Below are 23945 nucleotides of genomic sequence, written 5' to 3' on the forward strand. Positions count from 1 at the left end.
AAGAATACTGACTCAATATCATTATAGGTAGCCGCCATGTCAGCCATTCAAACCATACCAAGTACTTTAGATAGTCCTGAGAAAACCCTTTCCGGCCGGACAGTTCTTATGTTGGCAACCGGCGCTGGGCTTAGCGTTGCCTCAATTTATTATAGTCAGCCATTATTGGGGGTTATGGGTACCGACCTGCATGCCAGTGTAGGTACGGTTGGTATGGTGCCGACACTGACACAGATTGGTTATGCTTTAGGTATCTTGTTGCTCGCCCCGCTAGGTGATCGCCACGATCGTCGGATTGTTATTTTATTGAAAGGTCTTTTGCTTACCGCAGCGTTGCTGTGCAGTGGTTTTATCTCTGGTATCAATGGGTTGTTAGTCACCAGCTTTGTGGTCGGGATTGCCGCAACCATGGCACAGGACATTGTTCCTGCATCAGCGACGTTGGCTTCAGCAGCACAACGGGGCAAGACCGTCGGAACTGTAATGACGGGCTTATTGCTGGGGATTCTACTGTCGCGGGTGCTGAGTGGTTTTGTCGCCGAATATTTTAGTTGGCGGGTGCTGTATATCGGTGCGGCGCTGTCAGTTATTTTTATAACGCTGGTGATATGGCGCGGTTTACCTCGGGTTCCCGCCGCTTCAACACTGAGTTATCCAGCACTACTTATGTCGATGATTCACTTGTGGCTTCAGTTTAAAACCTTGCGCCGTGCGGCGCTATCACAAGGGTTGTTATCGGTCGGATTCAGTGCTTTTTGGTCAACACTAGCAGTGATGTTACAAGATACTTATCATCTTGGTAGTGCTGTTGCCGGTGCGTTTGGCCTTGCCGGTGCCGCAGGTGCTTTGGCGGCCCCTCTTGCTGGAGCATTGGCGGATCGCCGTGGACCACATAGGGTTACTTTGATTGGTGCAAGTGTGGCAACCCTCTCATTTGCAGCGTTATTTCTTCTGCCGCTATTGCCACTTCAATACCAGATTGGGCTTATGGTCATCAGCGCGATTGGTTTTGATTTCGGCGTTCAGGCGACACTGATAGCACACCAAACCATTATTTACAGCCTGGAACCTGCAGCTCGTAGCCGGCTCAATGCCTTGTTATTTACCGGTGTGTTTGTTGGGATGGCGGTTGGTTCAGCTTTAGGCAGCCTGATGCTGGAAAAAATGGGATGGACTGCTGTAGTTAGTCTGATTACCCTCGCGGGTGCAGCTAGCCTGGTCGTACGCTGGAGCAATCGTAGCGCCAGGTAGCCGTGATTCTGCTCATAATGAGCAGAGAGGATAGTAATTTTGCCAATACAGTTAGCATGTCGGGATGTCTAAGAAAACAGGCACCCCGAGCCGATGTCTTGAGTTCCGTTTTAAAGTGTTAAGCCCAATAGTCAGTTATCAGCCCCAATATCAGTAGGGCTGATTAGCTTTGTAAATAAGCCATGCTCTGGCGAATTTCTCTTTCTATATCAGCTTCAGACCAAATATTTAGTTGTGACGAAAACGGTTCAAAAGCATAAATTCCCTGATAACCCAGACGTTCAAGATTTGCGACTTGTTGCTTACTGTTCAACTTATCTTGCTCGCTGAGCATAATGCGGTCTTCATCAGTCAGTGTGGATTTCAACCTGTTCTCTTCGACGCCGGAAAGGTGTACTAAGCCAATTATATTAACGTCAATATGTGCATCAAACTCGGCCTGAACGATATCACTCAGATAGTAATGGAAAGTATCCAACACCATTTGGTAGGGGGCAGCCGATGTGCGGATCAGTGATTGTGTTACCAGATGAGAACGCAATGAACTGATTCCAAAGCCTAAAGGCTCAACTAATCCAGTGACTTGATATTTGTTAAACAGGGGGGCAAGTAGCCGCAGTGCATCCAGGGTGTCATGCTCTTTTTGCTCGGCTGAACGTTTGTCACTGGCACTACAATTCGGGCACAGAATGACTCCGTGACAGTTGATATCCCGTGCCAACTTGAGCATGTTTTCCGCTTCTTGTAGTAGCTCGCCTCGCTGCTCTGGCAGATTGAAATATTGCAATGCATTGATAGTAACAATCTCAATTTGATGTTCATCAGCCAGTGCATTGAGTTGGGCCGTGCTTAGCTCGTCAGTCACTTTTCCACCGGGCATATCATTGCGTAGCTCAACCTTATTTAAGCCACATTTCTTAACCAGACGGAAAAAATTCTCAATACTGAGATTCGGGGCGATTTTGCGATTAATACAGAAACGATCTTGCGCGATGGACATGGTGCTCTGCTCCTGCTGTGATAAATGCTATACATAGCTCAAAATAAGAACATTTATTTCATTTTAATTAAATAACGAAACATTAATTTTTAGATGTAGTTCAAAAATTAAGCTAAAAAAGCGATTCAGCTTTCATTAAGAACCAATGAAATCGAGCTATTGCCGTTGTTTTTTTAACCTTAACAATTTATTTATCGCAAAAGAACGAGATTTTTTAGCCTTTTTGGCACGTTGCGTGGGCTATCTGGCTTTTTTGATGGTGGTGTTAAAGCCTTGCAGGAACTTGCGATACATCGCACAAAACAAAATTTCTAAAAGAAGTTATTTGAAACTTTTTTTTCAATGGAATAGAGTCTGCATGTCGGCTGGTTTTTCGCCTCTCTGGTGGCAGGTCGCCTTGCTGGCTATTTTGGTCCCACCACAAGATAGCCTTTACTGATTGAGCGTATGGTCCGTTAGGAATGAGTGTCAGGTTAAAGCCACTTTGAGCGAACCTTGCGGTAGCAGCTATTGAGAAGAGGGTTAGACATGAAAATCGTGAGTAACTTTATTGGCGGGAAGAATTCCCTGAGTTCCAGCAATCAGACTGCCGAGATTCATAATCCAGCCACCGGTAAAGTCGAAAGCCAGGTTACGCAAAGTACTGCCGAGGAAGTTAATCAGGCTATCGGCGTGGCTCATCAAGCATTTGCCGATTGGTCACGGACTACCCCACTGCGTCGCGCCCGTATTATGTTTAACTTTAAAGCACTGATTGAGCAACATCGTGATGAGTTGGCTGAGTTGATTGTCCGTGAGCACGGCAAGGTTTATTCCGATGCGTTGGGTGAGATCACCCGTGGGCTGGAAGTCGTCGAGTTTGCCTGTGGCATTCCACATCTCTTGAAAGGTGAATATTCCGCAGATGTTGGTACGGGGGTGGATTGTTTTTCCATGATGCAACCGTTAGGTGTGGTCGCAGGTATAACACCGTTTAACTTCCCTGCTATGGTCCCGATGTGGATGTTCCCCGTCGCCTTAACTTGCGGCAATACCTTTATCCTGAAGCCACCGGCATTAGACCCGTCAGCCTCTGTTCGTCTGGCGGAATTGTTGACTGAAGCTGGGTTACCGGATGGTGTATTCAATGTTATTCACTGTTCAAATGAGAGTGCAGCCCAACTCTGCACTGACCCACGAATTCAGGCCGTCAGTTTTGTTGGATCTTCTACCGTAGCTGAACATATTTATACTACTGCCAGTGCACACGGTAAGCGCGTACAAGCATTTGGTGCTGCTAAAAATCAGGCAATTATCATGCCTGATGCTGATTTGGATGCCACAGTAAATGCATTGATGGGTGGTGCATTTGGTTCGGCGGGTGAACGTTGTATGGCTTTGCCGATTGCGGTTGTCGTGGGTGATGACACCGCGGACAAATTAATTGAGAAGTTAAAACCACTCATCACTCACTTGCGAGTCGGCCCTGGCTTGCAGCAAGGTGGTGAAGAAAATGAGATGGGGCCGCTAATCTCAGCCACCCATCAGAAAAAAGTGCTCGGTTATATCGATCAAGGTGTGAAAGAGGGCGCAACGTTAGTCACCGATGGCCGCAATTATAAAGTTGCAGGTTATGAGCAGGGATATTATGTAGGCGGCACTCTGTTTGACCATGTCACGCCACAGATGAAAATCTATCGGGAAGAGATTTTTGGGCCGGTACTGGGTATTGTCAGAGTCCCTGATTACCAAACAGCCATTGATACAGTTAATAGCCATGAGTTTGGCAACGGCAGCGCTATTTTTACCAGTAGCGGCCATTATGCGCGGCTATTTGTGCATGAAGTTCAGGCCGGAATGGTTGGCGTCAATGTTCCAGTACCTGTCCCAATGGCATTCCATAGCTTTGGTGGCTGGAAGCGCTCGGTATTCGGTGCGTTAAATGTTCACGGTACCGATGGCGTGCGTTTTTATACCCGGATGAAAACAACCACTGCCCGTTGGCCTACCGGCCAGCAAACGGTTTCAGAGTACAGTATGCCAACACTTGGCTAATGCTAGTGGGTGTGCCTTGGGTTAATTTCAGTGTTAACAGGAGAGTTATTATGTCTTCACTGCTTGCCAAATGTCAGTTACCGGATGCGGATGGACGTATTCAACACATTTCACCGCAAAATGCGGGTTGGCGTTTTGTTGGATTTGATGTCTATCGTCTTACTGCGGGTAAAGTATTAGTTCTGGACAGTGGTGACAATGAACTCTGTCTGGTATTGGTTGCTGGTGTTGCTTCAGTTTCAACTCTGCACGCTGAATACCCACATATTGGTAAACGTATGAGTCCGTTCGAACGAACACCGCCTTATTCTGTTTATGTCCCACATCATGATCATGTGAAAGTGGTGGCAGAAACTGACTTGGAATTGGCGGTATGCCGTGCCCCTGCACAGGGGCATTTGCCTTCCCGCCTGATTACGCCGGCTGATGTCGGGGTCGAACGGCGCGGTAAGGGGCGCAACCAGCGGTTAGTGCATAATATTCTGCCTGACAGTGAGCCTGCGGACAGTTTGTTGGTGGTAGAGGTCTACACAGACGAAGGGAACACCAGCTCATATCCAAGTCATAAACACGATCAGGAAAATTCTACCGACGAAACTTATCTTGAAGAAACCTATTATCACCGGTTGAACCCTGAACAGGGTTTCTGTATGCAGCGTGTTTATACTGACGACCGTTCACTGGATGAGTGTATGCCTGTTTATAACCGTGATGTGGTGAAAGTTCCCAAAGGTTATCACCCGGTGGCAACGTTAGCAGGCTACGACAACTATTATTTGAATGTGATGGCAGGGCCGGTACGGTTATGGAAATTTACCTGGGAGAAAGACCACGCATGGATCAACAGCGATAACTATCCGGTTAATAACAGCTAACTTACTCTGGCTAAAGCATATAATAATGGGGTAGGAGGAATCCTACCCATTCTAGGTGTGAGCAGAAATGACGAAAAACAAACAGAGTCTCCTATTGGAGTGTTTACTCTTTCGCGTTATTCAGTGCCAGTGAAACTGCCAATGTTTGTGCCAGACACATAGAGGCTACTTGCGAACGGAAACCGTCAACTTGAGCTTCTCGCACGACAAAACACACATCGCTAAAAGCCGCTAATGGGCTGACCTGGCTATCTGTAATCGCAATCTGCTGTGCACCACTCTTCGCCCCTAATTCCACCAGTTCTAACGCCTCTTGCGCATAAGGTGAATAACTAATGGCGATCACTACGTCTTTGGGTTTCACCATGCTCAGTTGTTCAGAGAACATTCCCCCTAGCCCATCGATCAGAAAAGCACGACGTTCCAGATGGCGTAACGCATAGGTGAGATAAGAAGCAACACTAAAAGAGCGACGTAGACCAATCACATAGATATTTTCAGCATTTTTCAACAAGTTAACTGCTCTCTCCAACTGTTCTGCGCTGGTTTGTACGGCCAGTTGTTGCAGCGCTTGTGCATTTACCATGGTAAATACATTCAGTATTTCTGCCGGACTTTCTGGTGCCGTACTGCCATCTGTCGATATTTGGCGGAATAACCGTGCTCGCTCAGTATAGTTAACGGTTTCTTCCATCAAATGCTGGCGGAATACCTGTTTCATTTCGTTGAAGCCGCTGAAATTAAAGGCATTAGCAAATCGGATCAATGTTGAAGGTGGTACGTCGGCTTGAGCCGCAATAGAAGCAACCGTATCAAATGCAATGCTATTACTGTTATCCAATATATAACGGGCAACTTGTTTTAAGCGTTTGCTTAACGTCTCATAGCGATGACGAATTTGGTCTTGTAACAATGAAAGTTGAGTAGGGTTATTCATCCATTCGGCCCACGGCAGAGGAAATTTCAGGGGTTATTCCCTTCGTACTTAAAGCTGCAAGGTTGTTAGCTTAGGTTATTCACCCGAATGACTGACATGTGTCAGCTCGTCGAGATGTGTTCGCTTTGGCTGGCTGCAACCCCAAGTTCTTTGAGTCTATCTGACAGTATTCTAACAGGTGGTTGGAAAATTTCATTTATTGATGTCAGTATTTGCTTTTATTTCATCGCAACTTAAATAAATTCACCAAACTATATTAATAGAAATGAATGAAATCTAAAGATATTCCTTTATTAACTTTGATGGAAATCAGGATTTTTTTGGCTTTATGGGGAATAAACAGCGTAGATAGCGGCATAATAGTGGCGCTGAGGCAGTATCACTTCAGCGCCGATAGAGTCGTTTTTAATTCAAATCGCAGGGCGATAGTCACGCCAATAACCAATCAGGGTTTGGTAATTTTGTTTCACTTGTGTCATTAACTCGGCATCATTCAATTCACCTTGTAACCAGTGGCGCGATGCCAGGCCAAAAATGGTCCGGCCGACAGCAAAACCTTTAACCCACGGGGCGTGTGCAGCAGCGGCAAACCCTGCTTTTAATACGGCCTTTGTCGAGTCCAGCCCAAGAATTAATACACCTCGGCAATAGGGATCTTCAGTTTCAATCAGTTTGCCAACCAGTTGCCAGTTTTCTGCCGTTAGCGGCGGCAGCTTCCACCAATCTGGCTGAATGCCTAGTTGATAGAAATGAGCCATAGTTTCAATATAATAGCGCTCATCCTTATCCTTATTATCTTCAGGTAAAATCACTTCCAGTAGCAATTCATGTCCTGATTTACAGCATCCACGATATACATCTACAATCAGCTCATCCTGCTGTTGGCGCAGTTCTGCACGGTCTTGGGGATGATAAAAAACCAGACACTTAACAACATGTTCCAGTGGCCAATCTATTAGCTGGGAACCAATATTACCGTGTTCAAGCCGTAATGGCCTGGAACTGGGTAATTCTATGGGGCGGCCTATCCACCATCCCTGGCCGGTAATGATATTGAGCGCCTCCTGACCATATGTCGTATCAGCCAGAATGCCACTTTTATGCTCCAATCCAGACTCCAAAGCGGCTTGTTGCGCTGCTTGTAGCAACAATGTCTTAAGTTTTGGGATGCGCTCTTCACCAACACCGGCTTCACGGGCCATATCAGCCAATTGTTTGCGGTGGTCAAAGGCAAAAACACAAAGTTCAGGCCACTGTTGCTTACGGGTAGTCACCCGATGTAAATGATTAAGGCGGCTATCCTTGTCAGGGCGTGACACGGAATATTCGCGGCTAAGATAATCATCCAGTTCAATTTTTGTCGGCATCGCTGGAGCACAACCATGACGTGAAACAACTAGCGCCCCACAGGCATTGGCGTAGCGGCAGGCTTGCTCCCAGCCTTCATCATTCAGATAACCGCGCAGCAGGCCAGACATGAAGGCATCGCCAGCCCCTAATACGTTGAGAACCTCGACGCGCACACCAGAATGCAGTTTGATTGACTCCCAACGGGTGGGAATATCCCCTTCAAAAACAGAGCAACCTTGTGCTCCGCGCTTGCAAACCAGTGTCGCTGGCGTGGTTTTACGCACATTTTGCAGGGCTGTCAGCGTATCTGTGCTCCCCCCCGCAATGTGAAATTCTTCTTCTGTACCAACGATTAAATTGAAATGATGCAGTACTTCCTGCAATTCCTGCGTTACTTTTTGCGACTCTATGAAACGCGTTTCACCGTCTCCAAGTGAGGTCAGGCCCCATAATACCGGACGATAATCAATATCGAGCGCTGTGCGCAACCCATACTTATGGGCATATTCCAATGCTTTTAGCACTGCTGCTCGGGTATTCGGATGCGAAAGATGTGTACCCGTGATTGCCAGCGCGCGTGATGAAGCAATATATGTCTCGTCAATATCATCTGGCGTCAGGGCCATATCAGCGCAGTTTTCACGGTAAAAGATCAGTGGAAAAGTCTCTTGATCTTTAATACCCAGAATAACCAGACCTGTCAGCCGTTGTTTATCAGTAATAAGAAAACGGGTATCAGACCCAACACGCTGTAATTCCTCGCGTAGGAAACGGCCCATATGTTCATCGCCAACACGTGCCAGCATGCCTGACTTCAAGCCCTGAATTGCCGTGCCATAAGCAACATTACCTGATGACCCGCCTAAATATTTGGCAAATGTACTGGTATCTTCCAGCCGGGCACCAATCTGCTGCCCATAAAAATCGACGGCAATACGACCGATACATATGACATCCAGTACTTTGTGTTGTGTACCCATCCCCATTTCCTTCTGTATTAAACCAAGCCCCGACAGTGACCGATAAAATAAACCTGTAATGACATTTCTAAAACCAGTATGAGGAATAAAAATTTCAAGTTCAAGATTAAATGAAATTTATTCCCCAGTTTTGTGACGAAGATAAAAGCCTCATATCAGGTCTGAAAATGGGACTTACACCAAAAGCTTAGGCCGGTTATTGGCAGGGTTTTCGAGGTGTAATAAAGAAGAGTTAAAATCAAAATAGTATATTAATATCAATTAATTATGCGTTTTTATTGACGATTGGAAATGAACGGTCGATTGCATGGTAAAAGGGGGACGCGTTATTTCAGTGTTTCTGAGAATATTTGATCTTCATCGCAGAATGAAATGTTTCTTCTGTAATTTGATTTTATGAAAAAAATATTTGTTTATAATCCCTGCTATGTTTCCCCTTACTGTCGTCAGCCAGGCGAAAGCTAACAAGTCTGCTGCTTCTCTCCGGCATATGTATCTTCAGGGGCTGAACGTCACTTGGTCACCATGATGTAGCGCAACAGAGCAAAGGATGGGTAAATGAATAAGATTCGGCTAACCACTGCACAGGCATTAGTCCGGTTTTTGGACAACCAATACCTGCAAGTTGATGGTCAGGAAATCAAATTTATCAAAGGGATTTTTGCTATTTTTGGCCACGGTAATGTGCTGGGAATGGGGCAGGCGTTGGAACAAAACTGTGGCGATTTAGTGGTTCATCAGGGGCGGAATGAGCAAGGGATGGCCCATGCCGCTACCGGTTTTGCCAAACAAAAACTGCGCCAGCAAATTTATGCCTGCACCTCATCCGTCGGGCCGGGCAGCGCTAATATGATTACCGCCGCTGCAACGGCAACGGCCAATCGTATTCCCCTACTATTGCTCCCAGGCGACGTATTTGCATCCCGCCAACCGGACCCAGTGTTACAACAAATAGAACAATCTCATGACCTTAGCATCAGCACTAATGATGCATTCAAACCGGTTAGTAAATACTGGGATCGCATTACGCGGCCAGAGCAACTGATGAGCGCCTGTATTAATGCGATGCGGGTTCTGACTGATCCGGCAGAAACGGGGGCTGTGACACTGAGCTTGCCACAAGATGTGCAGGCTGAAGCCTATGACTATCCTGACTATTTCTTCCACAAGCGAGTTCATCACCTTGACAGACGCCCTGCCAGTGCCGCTATGCTGGCTGATGCCATTGCGTTACTGACCGCCAAACGTAAGCCCATTTTGGTATGTGGGGGAGGGGTGAAATACTCACAAGCCGGCCAGGCATTGCAACGATTTGCTGAATGTTTTGGTTTGCCGTGGGTAGAAACGCAAGCCGGTAAAGGCACTATCAGCTCAGAACATGAATTAAATCTTGGTGGTATTGGTGAAACCGGCTGCCTGGCTGCTAACACATTAGCAAAACAGGCGGATCTGGTGATCGGCGTTGGCACTCGCTATAGCGATTTCACCACGTCCTCTAAATGGTTATTCCAGAATCCAGACGTTTCATTCCTGAATATTAATGTCAGTGCCTTTGATGCCGGCAAATTGGATGGTTTGCAATTGTTGGCTGATGCGCGTGAGGCATTATCAGCATTGCATCAACAGCTTGGCACTACCGGTTATCAAGCCGGATGGGGGGATGAAATTGCTCGCATGCGCGCGGAACAATTAGCTGAAACGCGGCGGGTTTATCAAGTGCAATACCGCGCCGACGATTTCGTTCCTGAAATTAATGACCATTTGGACCGTGAACAGGTTTTTGCTGAATTTATCAATAAAACCGGCTCTTTCTTGACGCAAAGCCAAGTGCTGGGAGTACTGAATAACACATTACCTCCTGATGCCATCATTGTTGCGGCTGCGGGTAGTTTGCCCGGCGATTTACAGCGGGTGTGGCGTACCAAAGGGAGTAACGACTATCACGTCGAATACGGTTATTCGTGCATGGGTTATGAGGTGGGTGCCGCACTGGGTGTGAAGTTAGCTGAACCAGACAGGGAGGTCTACTCATTGGTTGGGGACGGCGCATTTATGATGCTGCATTCCGAACTGGTTACCTCTATTCAAGAGCGTAAAAAAATTAACGTTGTGCTGTTCGATAACATGACGAATGGCTGCATCAACAACCTGCAAATGGAACATGGCATGGACAGCTATGCCACAGAATTCCGCTTTCGTAATGAGGACACAGGCCAATTAGATGGCGGTCTTGTTCCGGTTGATTTTGCCATGCTGGCTGCCGCCTATGGCTGTAAAACATATCGTGTTTCTACCGAGCAACAGCTGATCGATGCATTAACCGATGCCCATTCGCAGGCAATTTCTACCTTGATTGACATAAAAGTGCTGCCAAAGACCATGGTACATAAATACCTGAGTTGGTGGCGGGTAGGGGTTGCTCAGGTTTCTGAAAGTGAACGAACCGATGCAGTGGTTCGTGAGCTGGAAAAAAATATCGCCAAAGCCCGTGATTACTAAGGCTAATTAAGCAGGCAATCAATGCGTTATACCCAATAGCTTTCAACACACAAAATGGCGGTACAGGGATGTGCCGAGTCATGAGGGCTGCCAACGCACCTGCAACTTGCAAGTTGAGCTGGATGTGAAGTCGTAAAACGAGCAGGTATCACCTGCAAACCGAAACTTCATGAGGAAAATAATATGTCGTTAAATATTGGTGTCATCGGAACAGGTGCTATCGGCCAGGATCATATTCGTCGTTGCAGTAAAGTTTTACAGGGCGCTCGTGTGGTTGCTGTAACGGATATCAATCAGCAGCATGCCACTAAAGTTATTCGTGATCTGGGTATTGAGGCGAATATCTATGCCGATGGGCATGAAGTGATTAATGCAAAAGAGGTGGATGCGGTATTAGTCACATCTTGGGGGCCGAGTCACGAAGAGTTTGTTCTGGCAGCCATCGCTGCGGGTAAATATGTATTTTGTGAAAAGCCGTTGGCGGTGACAGCTGAAGGGTGTAAGCGAATTGTAGAGGCTGAAGCCGCCAAGGGTAAACGCTTGGTTCAGGTTGGGTTTATGCGCCCTTATGATCAGGGTTATCGCGCACTGAAAGATGTGATTACTCGTGGGGAAATCGGTGAACCCTTGATGCTGCATTGTGCTCACCGTAACCCGAGAGTCGGCGAAAATTACACCACCAATATGGCTATTACTGACACATTGATCCATGAGATTGATGTACTGCGCTGGCTGCTGGATGATGATTATGTCTCCGTTCAGGTTGTTTTCCCACGTAAAGCCAAACACGCTAAAGCGCATCTGAAAGACCCGCAGGTGGTGTTATTTGAAACGGCGAAAGGAACGCGTATAGATGTTGAAATCTTTGTGAACTGTCAATATGGCTATGATATTCAATGTGAAGTGGTAGGTGATACCGGTATTGCAAAATTACCAGAACCCTCATCCGTGCTGATGCGCAGCCAGGCACGGCTATCGCATGAAATACTGACCGATTGGAAAGACCGCTTTATTGATGCTTATGATGTTGAGTTACAAGCATTTATCAATGACGTTTTAGCTGAAAAACTCACCGGTCCTTCTGCCTGGGATGGTTTTGCTGCCGCCGTTACTGCGGATGCCTGTATTGCGGCACAGAATAGCGGTGAAATTGTTCCTGTGAGTTTGTCGCCACGACCTGATTTTTATAATAAATAACATCAAACTCTGCTGCCTGTGCGCTAGCTAGCCTGCTGCCGCATAGTCAGGTTTTTTGTTGCAAATGGAGTTTATCTCAAGCTTGCATGTATCTTGCGTGAAACGGGGGAGCGATGAAGATTGCATTTGATGTTGATGTCATTAAAGGCCTTGGTATCAGCAATATGGTTCGTCAAGTGGCAGAATGGGGATATGACTATATTGAACAATCACCGCATCCGCAGTTAAACCCATTTTATAAACACCCAAAAGCGGGCCGCGAAGTTGTTGCTGAATATAAGAAAGTACTAAAAGAAACCGGGGTGCAAATATCTTCCTTTATTGTGGTTTATCGTTGGGCTGGGCCACTCGAGGCAAGGCGGCAGGCTGCGGTGACCAACTGGAAGAGAATGATTGAAATTGCAGTTGAAATGGGTGTCTCTGTGATTAATACCGAACTTTCTGGCGATCCAAATGAGCCAGAAGTTTGCGAAGAGATGTGGTATCGCTCAATGGAAGAGTTATTGCCGATTATTGAGCGGGAAGGGATTCGGGTAGAGATTCAATCTCATCCGTGGGATTTTTGTGAAGAAAATAATGAAACCGCAGATTTAGTGAAATCACTCCGCAGCGATAATGTGAAGTATCTGTATAGCGTGCCCCATACCTTTTTCTACGATAAGGGCAAAGGAGACGTTGCCAGCATGCTGAAATATGCGGGTGTTGACCTTTCTCATGTATTGATTGCAGACACCATGAATCACACCAAGCATTGCCGTTATATTGTGAATCCACCAGGTGTTGATGCGGTTATTCATCAACATGTTGGTATTGGTGAAGGGGAAGTCGATTTCTCTGCCTTATTTCAAACTCTGCGCGATATGGATTTCGCTAATCGCACCTTTAAAGTCGGTGGTGAGTCAATTATTGCGACTTCTCTTTTTGGTTATCCAGAAAAAATGGTGCATCAGGCGGTGGCTACTCGCGAACGTATTGAGCGCGAATTGTTGGGGAAATAAAGTCGCCCGGCGGCCTCAGTTGCAAGTTCTCTTTAAGATTTTAAATAAAAACTTAGCCCAACGTTATTGACGTTGCAGTGAACAACGCCGCAGCTTCAAGCGCCAAAGGTATATTTTCCTGCATTAAAGACGGGCAATTAATCACATTTTAATTGTATTCATCTCTATAAATTGGATGTATCGCAGAGGTTTATTATGAATAAAGAACGTGTGAAGTTAGCAATCGCGCCAATTGGCTGGACCAATGATGATATGCCTGACTTAGGCAAAGAAAATACCTTCCAACAATGTATCAGTGAAATGGCTCTTGCCGGATTTACTGGTTGCGAGGTTGGTAGTAAATACCCGCGAGATCCTAACGTACTTAAACCTATGCTTGAGCTGCGCGGTATGCAGATTTGTAATGCATGGTTTAGCACTTTCTTTGCCGATGACCAGCGGACCAAGACCATTGATGAATTTATTAATCATATGAATTTCCTCCATATAATGGGCGCAAAAGTGATTGGTTGCTCAGAACAAAGTAAGAGCATTCAAGGGACGACGAAGGCAGTATTTGAAGAAAAACCACACTTCACTGATGTGCAATGGCAGCGAGTTGCTGATGGTTATAACGAATTAGCCAAGATTGCGGCAACCAAAGGTATGCAAGTCTGTTTGCACCACCATATGGGGACGGGGATCCAAACTACCGAAGAAATAGATCGTTATATGAGTATGGTTAACGACGATGTATATCTGCTCTTTGATACAGGTCATGCCTATGTTTCTGAGGGCAGCCAGGCGGCGATGCTGGCTATTTTGGAGAAATACCTGCCGCGTATTAATCATGTTCATTTAAAAGATGTGCGGGATGAAATAGTGGCTGATGTGAAAGCGAATAAACTCAGTTTCCTCGATGGGGTGAAAAAAGGCATGTTCACTGTACCGGGCGATGGGGTAATTGATTTCCGTCCGGTATTTAAATTGCTGGATGAAAAAGGCTATCAGGGCTGGATGGTAGTAGAGGCAGAGCAGGATCCGGCTATCGCTAATCCATTTGAGTATGCAGTAAAAGCCCGCCACTATATTAAAGAAACCGCGAGCATTTAGTCATATTCAGTTATGGCAGGGGATAGGTTGATACACTATCCCCTGAGGATTAGGCGGATATCTTGATTCGCCCCATATGATACGCATCGATATATTCGCCCTCGCGAAAAGCAAAGCGTGGGCTGGTACCTTCAATTTCAAAGCCAAACTTGCGGTAAAGCGCGATAGCCGCCAGATTATCGACAAACACTGTTAGCTCAATACGTTGTATATTCAACCAGTTATCACATAAATCAATCATGGCAGTCATTAATACACTGCCGATGCCTTGTCCACAGTAATTTGCATCAACAGCAATACCAAAAGTGGCGACATGCTTACGCCGTGCCCGTTGGTTGGCTTCGACAGTCAATTGCCCAACGATCTCCTCGTCAATACATGCCACCAGGCTATGCATCCCGGCGGGAAAATCTTTAATTCTTTTGGCCCACATCTCTTCAGAAGGTAGGGGAAGCTGTAACGTGTCGCGATAAACCTGTGGATGAGAAAATAACTGCCGCAAAGCGGGATAGTCGGTGAACTCCACATGGCGTATCTGCACATTTTCCATAAACATACCCTTACTCTTACTGTTTGAATTACCTAATAAAATAGCGTTTTATTTACCTGAGTCAATAATATTGCAAGTGGTTAGAAAAAACACTTTACAAGTGAGAGTGATAATGATTATCATTGTCGTGCTTTCAGATGAGGCCATCAGTGTTTAGGTGTTCACATTACGAAGGCACGACATTGCTCACATTGCTTCCAGTGTTTACTTAGCCAGCCGGGTGCTGGCTTTTTTTTTGCCTATTTCGCACTGTTTGTTCGCTGCATCATTGGTTCGTAGGCAGTCATATCTCAAGTTCTCTCAACGTTTTCTTTCGCTAATTACTTCAAATTCAAATCATTTGTCTTTCAACTTATTAATCAGTCGAATTTTTTGAACAGAGGAGTGAGTTTTTTACGCTTTCATATTCTCCCGCGACATCTAGACTAAAGAAAACGTTGAGGAGAACTGAACATGATCTATTTACGCAAAGCAGAAGAACGTGGCCATGCTAATCACGGTTGGTTGGACAGTTGGCATACCTTCTCATTCGCTGATTATTACGATCCAGAATTTATGGGGTTTTCAGCACTGCGAGTGATTAACGAAGATGTGATCGATGCAGGTCAGGGGTTTGGTACCCATCCGCATAAAGATATGGAAATTCTGACTTATGTGCTGTCTGGTACTGTCGAGCACAAAGACAGTATGGGTAATAAAGAGCAGATCCATGCCGGTGAATTCCAGATTATGAGCGCAGGTACCGGTATTCGTCATTCAGAATATAATGGCCGTGACGACCAACCGCTGCATTTGTACCAGATTTGGATTATCCCCAATAAGACAGGTTTGGAGCCGCGTTATGAACAGCAGATGTTTGATATCCCGCAAGGGCGGCAGTTGGTGTTATCACCGGATGCCCGCGATGGCTCGCTGAAAGTATTCCAGGACATGACACTCTGGCGCTGGGCACTGAAACGCGAGGAGCAGTCCATTTATCAGATTCAAGCAGAGCGCCGCATCTGGATACAGGTAGTCCGAGGTAAGGTCTCTATCAATGGGCATCATGCTGCGGCCAGCGATGCATTCGCTATCTGGGATGAAGCTGCACTTTCTATTCATGCTGATGAAGACAGTGAAATTTTGTTGTTTGATTTACCGCCAGTTTAAGTTTGACCATCTCATACCCTAATAATTCGAGTTGCAGGAAGGCGGCAATTGAGTGAATCCCGATGAGCTTACTCAGGTAAGTGATTCGGGTGAAAGAAAGCAGCCAACGCATATGCAGCTTGAAGTATGACGGGTATATGTAAAAAAGGGTATGTGCATCGCGCCATACCCTTTTCTTTGCTAGAATAGCATCCCATTTACCCAGCCTCAGTTCATTGATAATGAAGAAAAAAAGGCCAGTGCTCCAAGACGTCGCCGATATGGTTGGGGTGACAAAAATGACCGTCAGCCGGTATTTGCGTAATCCAGAACAAGTTTCTGCGCTTTTGCAGAAAAAAATCGCGCTGGCATTAGACGAACTGGGCTATATCCCCAACCGCGCCCCCGATATCCTGTCCAACGCGACCAGTCATGCCATCGGTGTATTGTTGCCGTCATTGACCAACCAGGTTTTTGCCGAGGTTTTGCGCGGCATTGAGAGTGTGACGGATGCGCATGGCTATCAGACTATGCTAGCGCACTATGGCTATCAGAAAGAGCGTGAGGAGCAACGGTTAACCTCGTTACTCTCTTATAATATTGACGGCCTAATCCTCTCCGAACGTCACCATACCGCCCGTACATTGAAAATGATTGAGGTCGCGGGGATTCCAGTCATTGAGCTGATGGATTGTATTTCACCGTGTATTGATTTGGCTGTGGGCTTTAATAACTTTGAAGCGGCAAGGCAGATGACGCAGCAAGTTATCGCCAAAGGCCATCGCCATGTTGTCTATTTTGGTGCACGTCAGGATGAGCGTACCGTCATTAAGCAGCAAGGCTATGAGCAGGCGATGCGTGAATCCGGTTTGGTGCCGATGAGCGTGATGACCAGCCGTTCATCGTCATATTCGGCAGGTGCTGAGTTGTTGCGTGAAGCGCAAGCCAGTTATCCACTGATTGACAGTATTTTTTGTACCAATGATGACCTGGCAATTGGTGCTGTATTTGAGTGTCAGCGTCAGGGGTTATCTATCCCTTATGATATGGCAATAGCGGGTTTCCATGGTCACGATATTGGCCAGTCGATGGTACCCAAGCTGGCCAGTGTGCTTACCCCGCGTGAAAGAATGGGGCAAATTGGTGCCGAGCGTTTGCTGGCAAAACTGCGCGGAGAGGCGGTAGCGCCGAGGATGGTTGATGTCGGTTTCACCATCCTCCCCGGCGGCAGTATTTAAATCACAATGGTTTAGCTAAATAACTATTGCTGCCAGATGCTATATCACCATGGCTAATAACAGGCAACCGACCAGGCCGCAGACCGAAATAATGGTTTCCAGCACTGACCATGACTTAAAGGTTTCCACAATGGTCAGGTTAAAGTACTCCTTGAACAACCAAAAGCCTGGGTCGTTGACGTGAGAGAAAATCACGCTACCCGAACCGACGGCAATAACCATTAATTCAGGGCTGGCACCGGTGGTGGCAATGAGCGGCGCTACAATACCGCCAGCCGTAATGGCCGCTACTGTCGCAGAACCTAGCGCAATACGCAGTACGGCTGCGATTGACCATGCCATCAGAATTGGTGATAAGCCGCTGCTATTCATCATATTGGCAATATAATGATCAACGCCACTGTCAACTAAAACCTGTTTGAAAGCACCGCCACCGCCGATAACCAACAACATCATCGCAATGATTTTAATGGAGTCAGTTACCGTATCCATCACCGCTTCCATTGAACGGCCACGGTTTAAGCCAAAGGTGAAAATTGCTATCAATACAGCGATTAAGGTGGCTATCACCGGATCACCGAAGAACTCTGCATAAGAGAGCACTGGGTGGCCTTTTGGCAAAATCATCTCTGCCACTGCCCGTAATGCCATCAAAATCACTGGAACCAGCGCTGTAGAGACACTGACGCCAAAGCTTGGCATCTCTTCATCGGTGAAGGTTTTCGGGTTATACAATCCTTCTGGTACTGGTTTATCAATTCCTTTTAGAAAGCGCGCAAACACCGGGCCGGCCAGAATAACTGTTGGAATTGCCAGTAAAGTCCCGTATAGCAGCGTTTTACCCATATCCGCGTGGAAAATGGTCGCAATAGCCGTTGGGCCGGGGTGAGGAGGTAGAAAACCGTGGGTTACCGACAAGGCCGCGGCCATCGGCACACCGACATACAGCAGTGGGATTCGGGCGGACGCGGCGATACTGAATACCAGTGGCAGCAATAGCACAAAACCCACTTCATAAAACAGCGCAAAACCGACAGTAAAACCGGTCAGCACGACCGCCCACTGAATGTATTTTTTGCCAAATTTATCAATCAGCGTGGTCGCAATTCGTTGAGCGCCCCCACAATCAGCCAGTAATTTACCGAGCATGGCACCAAAGCCCATAATCAGCGCCAGACTGCCTAACGTTCCGCCAACCCCAGCTTTGATTGAGCCGACGACTTTATCGACTGGCATCCCTTGCATGATACCTACCGCTAGCGCGACCAGTATCAGCGAGATAAATCCGTTCAGTTTGAAACGGATCATCAGTAACAGCAGCATGGCAACGCCAACCGCGACAATGACTAATGGCATAGTATTTCTCCAATAACTTTGGGTATTTCGTTTTTTGTTATGATTTGCGGTCAGCTTCTTTTTATCGTCAGTAGGGTCGGAAGATGGCCTTTGTGATAAAAATCACATCTTCATTTGTTACCGGTATCATGATACCGGTAACATGGTAAAATACGGAACCATAGAGAGCAGTAAAATTCCCATTCTGAGATAGAGATCAACATTATGGCAGGACATAGCATTATCGTGATGGGTGTATCGGGTAGCGGCAAAACCACGGTAGGAGAGGCTGTAGCCCGCCAAATCCATGCCAAATTTATTGATGGTGACGATCTACACCCTCGCGCCAATATTCAGAAGATGGGCAGCGGGCATCCACTGAATGATGAAGATCGTATGCCGTGGCTGGAGCGTTTGAGTGATGCTGCCTACAGCCTGAATCATAAAAATGAAACCGGTATTATTGTCTGCTCAGCGCTGAAGCGCCGTTATCGTGATCGTCTGCGGGAAGGTAATCCGGGGATGGTGTTTATATATCTAAAAGGCAGTTTCGACGTCATCATGGAGCGATTAAAAGCCCGCTCCGGCCATTTTATGCCAACTGATCTGCTGAAAAGCCAGTTTGACGCGTTGGAAGAGCCAGGTTCAGATGAGCCAGATGTTCTCTGCGTCGATATTGATGCGGATATTGATAACGTGGTGCAGCGTTGTGTATTAGCACTGAAAAGTCGTAACTAAAGTGAGTTTATACCCAAGAGGGCGCGCCCCTCTTGGATTGCGCAACTGAGGCCAACCCTATTTGGTCAAATATGCCCGCACACCATCTAAAAACATCTGCGTAGATAGCATCACCAAAATTAACCCCATCAACCGTTCCAGCGCACTGACGCCTTTATTACCCAGCAGGCGCAGGAACAGATTCGACATCAGCAAAATCGCCGCAGACAACCCCCACGCAATCATCAACGCCAACACTAAATGGCTAATTTGATTAGGATATTGATGCGACAGTAGCATCAGCGTTGCCAGAATCGACGGACCCGCGACTAAGGGAATAGCCAGTGGTACTAAGAATGGCTCTTCCCCAGCCGATAACCCGGTAACGTTACTTTCTGGGGTGGGGAAAATCATCTTAATTGCGATTAAAAACAGAATAATACCACCCGATATCGACACCGTTTCAGTTCGCAGATTTAGGAACGCCAGAATCTTCTCGCCAGCGAATAGGAAAATCAGCATTAATATCAGCGCAATGAGCAATTCTCGAATCAATACGACTCGCCGCCGCTTAGGTTCCAGATGCTTGAGTACCGACATAAAAATCGGCAGATTTCCCAGTGGGTCCATAATCAAAAACAGCAGCACTGTTGCCGCAATCATCTCAGTCATTATTACCTCTAGGGACTGGCGTTTCCCGCCAATCAAAGCCACATATTAGGAAGATTGCTTTGAATCATTCTGGTATCGAATAAATTCACTTGCCACTTTGTCCATATTTTGTAAGGTGGTATCAGGTCTATCTTAGTCAGTCTGCCGTACCCTTACAGCGCGCAGTTATACAAGACAGGCATCCATTAATCGGTGTCACCTTCCAAGGCAGGACAGTAAACATGAAAAATGTTGGTTTTATCGGCTGGCGCGGTATGGTCGGCTCAGTACTCATGCAACGCATGATTGAAGAACGCGACTTTGACGGTATTCGCCCGGTCTTTTTCTCCACCTCGCAACATGGCCAGGCCGCGCCGACATTTACCGGCCAGCAAGGTACGTTGCAAGATGCTTATGATATTGATGCGCTGAGTGCATTGGATATTATCATCACCTGCCAAGGAGGAGATTATACCAACGAAGTTTATCCAAAGCTGCGAGAAATCGGCTGGAAAGGCTATTGGATCGACGCCGCTTCTTCTCTTCGTATGCAAGATGACGCAATTATTATTCTGGATCCGGTTAACCATAGTGTCATTCAACAGGGTTTAGATAAAGGTATCAAGACCTTTGCGGGGGGTAACTGTACCGTTAGCCTGATGCTGATGTCTTTGGGTGGTTTGTTTGCTAATAATTTGGTTGAGTGGGCATCAGTTGCCACTTATCAGGCAGCATCCGGTGGTGGCGCGCGCCATATGCGTGAGTTGCTGACTCAGATGGGTATGCTACATGCTGGCGTGGCTAAAGAGTTGCAAGACCCGGCCTCTGCCATTTTGGATATTGAACGTAAGGTCACTGCTGCAACCCGTAGTGGTACCTTGCCGACTGATAACTTTGGTGTACCGCTGGCAGGTAGCCTGATCCCGTGGATCGACAAACAACTGGATAATGGTCAGAGCCGCGAAGAGTGGAAAGGCCAGGCTGAAACTAACAAAATTCTGAACACCAGCAGCGTCATTCCAGTAGATGGTCTGTGCGTGCGCATCGGTGCGCTGCGTTGCCATAGCCAAGCCTTTACGCTGAAACTGAAAAAAGACGTGCCATTGCCAGAAATTGAGCAAATGTTGGCAACGCACAATGACTGGGTTCGTGTTATCCCGAACGACCGCGAGCTGAGCATGCGTGAACTGACTCCGGCTGCGGTAACCGGTACATTGAATACCCCGGTTGGCCGCCTGCGTAAATTGAATATGGGGCCGGAGTATCTCTCCGCCTTTACTGTAGGTGACCAGTTGCTATGGGGCGCGGCAGAGCCATTGCGCCGTATGCTGCGCATCTTGATGTGATTGGTTATTAAGAGTAATAACCATAAAGCCCTGATCTTATGGTCAGGGTTTTTTTATATGATTAACACGGCTTTTTTGTATCCCTCGATGTGTCAGCAACTACGTTGCACGCCACCCGATACGGGCTTCGCACTACAGCAATTGGCTGATATTCAGCTCTTCCATTAAACGATAGTTATCTGAATAATCCACTGGGATGGCAATGACTGCCGGGCCTAATACATCCATAGCTTGATGCAATTTATGGGATAATTCGTCAGCAGATTCTACGGCAAAACCTTTCGCACCAAAGGATTCGGCGTACATTTTGAAATCAATCGGGCCAAAGCTAACTCCCGATGGCCGATGGTATTTTTTCTGCTGCTGTATTTCCACCATGTTGTAACCGTTATCGACCCAAATAATATGCAGTAAATTGCTTTTCAGGCGCACCGCAGTTTCTAGCTCCATACTTGATTGCATAAAACCGCCGTCACCTGATACGGATACGACCTTTTGATGTGGGTTCACCAGTGCGGCGGCAATGGCCCATGGCAGTGCAACACCCATAGTCTGTTGACCGTTTGACATCAAAATTTGACGGGTGCGGAAGCTGTAAAGATAGCGGGCAATCCAGATGTGAAAGCTCCCCATATCGACACATAGGGTCACGTCACTATTAACAATATCCTGCATTGCCCGGACTAAACGCAGCGGATGAATAGCGAAACCACTCATATGGTCAGCCCGGAGGGCCAAGTCTCGTCGTTGGCGGCAGCGCTCTTCCAATACCGCCTGTGTTGCCAATGTTAATATTAACGGGCCATGTATCCGGGGGGCTAATGCATCTATGGTAGCGGCAATATCGCCCAATAACTCTTTTTCCGGTTGATAGGCTGCATCTATTTCGGCGGGTAAAATATCCAGATGTATCAGTGTTGCCTGGCCGTTGTTCCATAGCGCTGGGTCATATTCCACAGGGCTATAACCGATGGTGATAATCACATCGGCTTGTTGTAGTAACTTGTCGCCAGCCTGATTATTAAACAAGCCCACCCGCCCGGCAAAATGATCAAAGTGCGCCTGATCAACCACCCCTGCGGCTTGATAGGTGCTGGTGACCGGTATTTTGCTATGGTGAAGTAAACGCCGAATGGCTTGAGCGTTTGCCGGCTGACTGGCCATCAATCCAAGGAGCAAAATGGGATTTTTAGCGTTGTTAATCAACTTAGCCACGGCAGTAATCTCATCCAAGGGTGCACCGCCATTGTGTGGACATGGTTGATGAATCAATGCCTGGCTGGTCACAGGGTTGTTGAGAATATCTTGCGGCAGGCTAACAAAGGCCGCGCCCGGCCGACCAAATTCAGCGGTTCTAAAGGCATTACCCAGGACTTCTGACAGCGCCGCAGAGGCCGTCACCTCCGCACTAAACTTAGTTATCGGGCGAAAAATACTCACAGTATCCATACTCTGGTGAGTTATTTTCAGGCTATCGGCTCGTTTTACCGCGCCGCCCAGTGCCACCACTGGATCCCCTTCAGAGGTTGCTGTTGCCAGTCCGGTGACTAAGTTGGCGCAACCCGGCCCTGAGGTGACTAATGCAACGCCTGCTTTACCGGTTAGCCGGCCGATGGCCGCAGCCATGAAAGCCGCATTCGCTTCGTGGCGCACCACAATCGTTTGAATGCTGGAATCTTCCAGTGAATTAAATACTCGATCAATTTTAGCGCCGGGAATACCGAACACCTGCTTTACACCTTGCTGCTCTAAATGATTAACCACCAGATCAGCCCCGCACTGCCAAGCCTGAGTATGCGTTTCATTGGTCATGATGTGTTGTCCTCTATGGTTGATTTAGCCGCTATTAATTGATGTTTTACCGCCGGTTAACTTTCTACCGCGCGGATGGCGTTATTGAGATTTTGCGGGGAGAGATTGGCCTGGAGAAAATCAGCTTCCTGCGGCAGATCGATTACCAGTTTGGCCACGGTGCCGAAGGTCAGAACACCCTTTTCCAATTGGTAGTCGAGCACATGGCCACCGCCATTGCGGGTGTCAGTAATAAAATGCTCGTGGTAGCCAGCAACATTTATTCCTTGGGTATAGTCTGGGCTGCGAAAACCGATGATCACGCCATTTTGATGGGTGAAATCAAACGTCGGTTGCTCGGAGATGGCTTCAAGCATGGGTTTATAGGGGCGCTGTTGGCAGGGAACGGTGCGGGTTTCAACGTGGCTGAAGGTGCCATCAATACGCAGAGCACAAAACAGATTATCTGTTTTGGTAAGGTCATCAATCACATTATGGAGCTGCTTTCTGCTTATTTTATGTTCGAAACTGCGTTTTTCTGTCGGCTGAAAAAACGTCATTACTGCGAAAGGTGTCTTCTGTTCTGGTTGTGCTGAACGGGCGCTGCCATCGGATCGTAATTGATAAATTTTACTGTTTAGTGCGACTAATTCACCATCAAGATTGTTAAATGTTCCTAATCCAAAATCACCGTGTTTCAGTAGTTCTGCCATGGTGATTTGGCCTTCATAAACCCCACTAATTAGCGCGCTCATTAGTGATGTTTGATAAATAATGCACTCAGAATGCTTTTCTCTATAGGCAATAAAGCTTTTTACAATCTCTTGAGTACATGAACAATGCGATGTTATTGATTTAGTCATCTCTCTCTCCGTCTTACCTGTAACATAAATTATATTTATATTTACGTATAAGGTTGACGCTGAAAGAACATAAGTACCAATATAGGAATCCCACTTTTTTGATATCAATAATA

Annotated in this window: 19 protein-coding genes; 11 read left to right on the plus strand and 8 right to left on the minus strand. The window is 46.8% G+C overall.

Annotated elements, in window-relative coordinates; all coding sequences use genetic code 11:
- Positions 1-36: 36 nt before the first annotated feature.
- A complete protein-coding gene (locus V1953_RS00700; RefSeq protein ID WP_083161305.1) occupies positions 37-1251 on the plus strand; it encodes an MFS transporter in 1215 nt (404 codons plus the stop codon).
- Positions 1252-1414: 163 nt separating this feature from the next.
- On the opposite strand, the gene V1953_RS00705 is transcribed toward V1953_RS00700, so the two are convergent.
- A complete protein-coding gene (locus V1953_RS00705) occupies positions 1415-2251 on the minus strand; it encodes a TIM barrel protein (protein ID WP_442850565.1) in 837 nt (278 codons plus the stop codon).
- Between the two features lie 528 nt (positions 2252-2779).
- Between V1953_RS00705 and V1953_RS00710 the strand changes: the two genes are divergently transcribed.
- Together V1953_RS00710 and iolB are read left to right on the plus strand one after the other, a co-directional pair.
- Positions 2780-4285, plus strand: coding sequence for a CoA-acylating methylmalonate-semialdehyde dehydrogenase (locus V1953_RS00710; RefSeq protein WP_420073826.1), 1506 nt, complete (start codon positions 2780-2782; stop codon positions 4283-4285).
- Positions 4286-4335: 50 nt separating this feature from the next.
- Positions 4336-5160 carry a 5-deoxy-glucuronate isomerase gene (iolB, locus tag V1953_RS00715; protein WP_420073825.1) on the plus strand — a complete coding sequence of 275 codons (825 nt, stop codon included), beginning with the start codon at positions 4336-4338 and terminating at the stop codon, positions 5158-5160.
- Positions 5161-5263: 103 nt separating this feature from the next.
- Here the strand turns inward: iolB and V1953_RS00720 are convergent, their stop codons facing one another.
- Positions 5264-6097 (minus strand): MurR/RpiR family transcriptional regulator, encoded by an 834-nt coding sequence (locus V1953_RS00720; RefSeq protein ID WP_083161297.1) that lies wholly within the window; start codon positions 6095-6097, stop codon positions 5264-5266.
- 410 nt (positions 6098-6507) lie between these two features.
- Positions 6508-8427 (minus strand): bifunctional 5-dehydro-2-deoxygluconokinase/5-dehydro-2-deoxyphosphogluconate aldolase, encoded by a 1920-nt coding sequence (locus V1953_RS00725; protein ID WP_442850566.1) that lies wholly within the window; start codon positions 8425-8427, stop codon positions 6508-6510.
- 558 nt (positions 8428-8985) lie between these two features.
- Here V1953_RS00725 and iolD point away from each other — a divergent pair.
- The 4 genes from iolD (at position 8986) to iolE (ending at position 14213) form a co-directional block, all read left to right on the plus strand.
- Positions 8986-10926 carry a 3D-(3,5/4)-trihydroxycyclohexane-1,2-dione acylhydrolase (decyclizing) gene (iolD, locus tag V1953_RS00730; protein ID WP_372568481.1) on the plus strand — a complete coding sequence of 647 codons (1941 nt, stop codon included), beginning with the start codon at positions 8986-8988 and terminating at the stop codon, positions 10924-10926.
- A 183-nt stretch (positions 10927-11109) separates the two neighbouring features.
- Positions 11110-12123, plus strand: coding sequence for a Gfo/Idh/MocA family protein (locus tag V1953_RS00735; protein WP_442850567.1), 1014 nt, complete (start codon positions 11110-11112; stop codon positions 12121-12123).
- A gap of 113 nt (positions 12124-12236) precedes the next feature.
- Positions 12237-13121: a sugar phosphate isomerase/epimerase family protein gene (locus V1953_RS00740; protein ID WP_083161289.1), complete on the plus strand. Its 885-nt coding sequence runs from the start codon at positions 12237-12239 to the stop codon at positions 13119-13121.
- Positions 13122-13316: 195 nt separating this feature from the next.
- The gene (iolE, locus tag V1953_RS00745; protein WP_083161287.1) at positions 13317-14213 is read left to right on the plus strand and encodes a myo-inosose-2 dehydratase; all 897 of its coding nucleotides are present in this window, start codon (positions 13317-13319) and stop codon (positions 14211-14213) included.
- A gap of 49 nt (positions 14214-14262) precedes the next feature.
- Here iolE and V1953_RS00750 read toward each other — a convergent pair whose 3' ends face one another.
- Positions 14263-14763, minus strand: a complete 501-nt coding sequence (locus V1953_RS00750) for a GNAT family N-acetyltransferase (protein ID WP_442847461.1) — start codon at positions 14761-14763, stop codon at positions 14263-14265.
- 453 nt (positions 14764-15216) lie between these two features.
- Here V1953_RS00750 and V1953_RS00755 point away from each other — a divergent pair, with 453 nt between their 5' ends.
- Together V1953_RS00755 and gntR are read left to right on the plus strand one after the other, a co-directional pair.
- A complete protein-coding gene (locus V1953_RS00755) occupies positions 15217-15912 on the plus strand; it encodes a pirin family protein (protein ID WP_372568482.1) in 696 nt (231 codons plus the stop codon).
- 221 nt (positions 15913-16133) lie between these two features.
- Entirely contained in the window at positions 16134-17129 is a 996-nt protein-coding gene (gene gntR / locus V1953_RS00760; protein ID WP_372560295.1) for a gluconate operon transcriptional repressor GntR, read from the plus strand.
- A gap of 39 nt (positions 17130-17168) precedes the next feature.
- Here the strand turns inward: gntR and gntT are convergent, their stop codons facing one another.
- The gene (gene gntT / locus V1953_RS00765) at positions 17169-18485 is read right to left on the minus strand and encodes a gluconate transporter (RefSeq protein ID WP_442850568.1); all 1317 of its coding nucleotides are present in this window, start codon (positions 18483-18485) and stop codon (positions 17169-17171) included.
- Positions 18486-18689: 204 nt separating this feature from the next.
- Between gntT and V1953_RS00770 the strand changes: the two genes are divergently transcribed.
- A complete protein-coding gene (locus V1953_RS00770) occupies positions 18690-19202 on the plus strand; it encodes a gluconokinase (RefSeq protein WP_083161277.1) in 513 nt (170 codons plus the stop codon).
- Between the two features lie 57 nt (positions 19203-19259).
- Here the strand turns inward: V1953_RS00770 and V1953_RS00775 are convergent, their stop codons facing one another.
- Positions 19260-19853, minus strand: a complete 594-nt coding sequence (locus V1953_RS00775; protein WP_005186017.1) for a YhgN family NAAT transporter — start codon at positions 19851-19853, stop codon at positions 19260-19262.
- A gap of 221 nt (positions 19854-20074) precedes the next feature.
- On the opposite strand from V1953_RS00775, the gene asd reads away from it, so the two are divergent.
- On the plus strand, positions 20075-21178 hold the full coding sequence (gene asd, locus V1953_RS00780; RefSeq protein WP_083161275.1) for an aspartate-semialdehyde dehydrogenase: 1104 nt from the start codon (positions 20075-20077) through the stop codon (positions 21176-21178).
- A gap of 132 nt (positions 21179-21310) precedes the next feature.
- Here the strand turns inward: asd and alsS are convergent, their stop codons facing one another.
- Positions 21311-22990, minus strand: a complete 1680-nt coding sequence (gene alsS / locus V1953_RS00785; RefSeq protein ID WP_083161273.1) for an acetolactate synthase AlsS — start codon at positions 22988-22990, stop codon at positions 21311-21313.
- Between the two features lie 56 nt (positions 22991-23046).
- Positions 23047-23832 carry an acetolactate decarboxylase gene (gene budA, locus V1953_RS00790; protein ID WP_083161271.1) on the minus strand — a complete coding sequence of 262 codons (786 nt, stop codon included), beginning with the start codon at positions 23830-23832 and terminating at the stop codon, positions 23047-23049.
- Positions 23833-23945 lie beyond the last annotated feature (113 nt).

The organism is Yersinia sp. 2541 StPb PI, assembly GCF_052217145.1.
GTDB classification, from domain to species: Bacteria; Pseudomonadota; Gammaproteobacteria; order Enterobacterales; family Enterobacteriaceae; genus Yersinia; species Yersinia enterocolitica_E.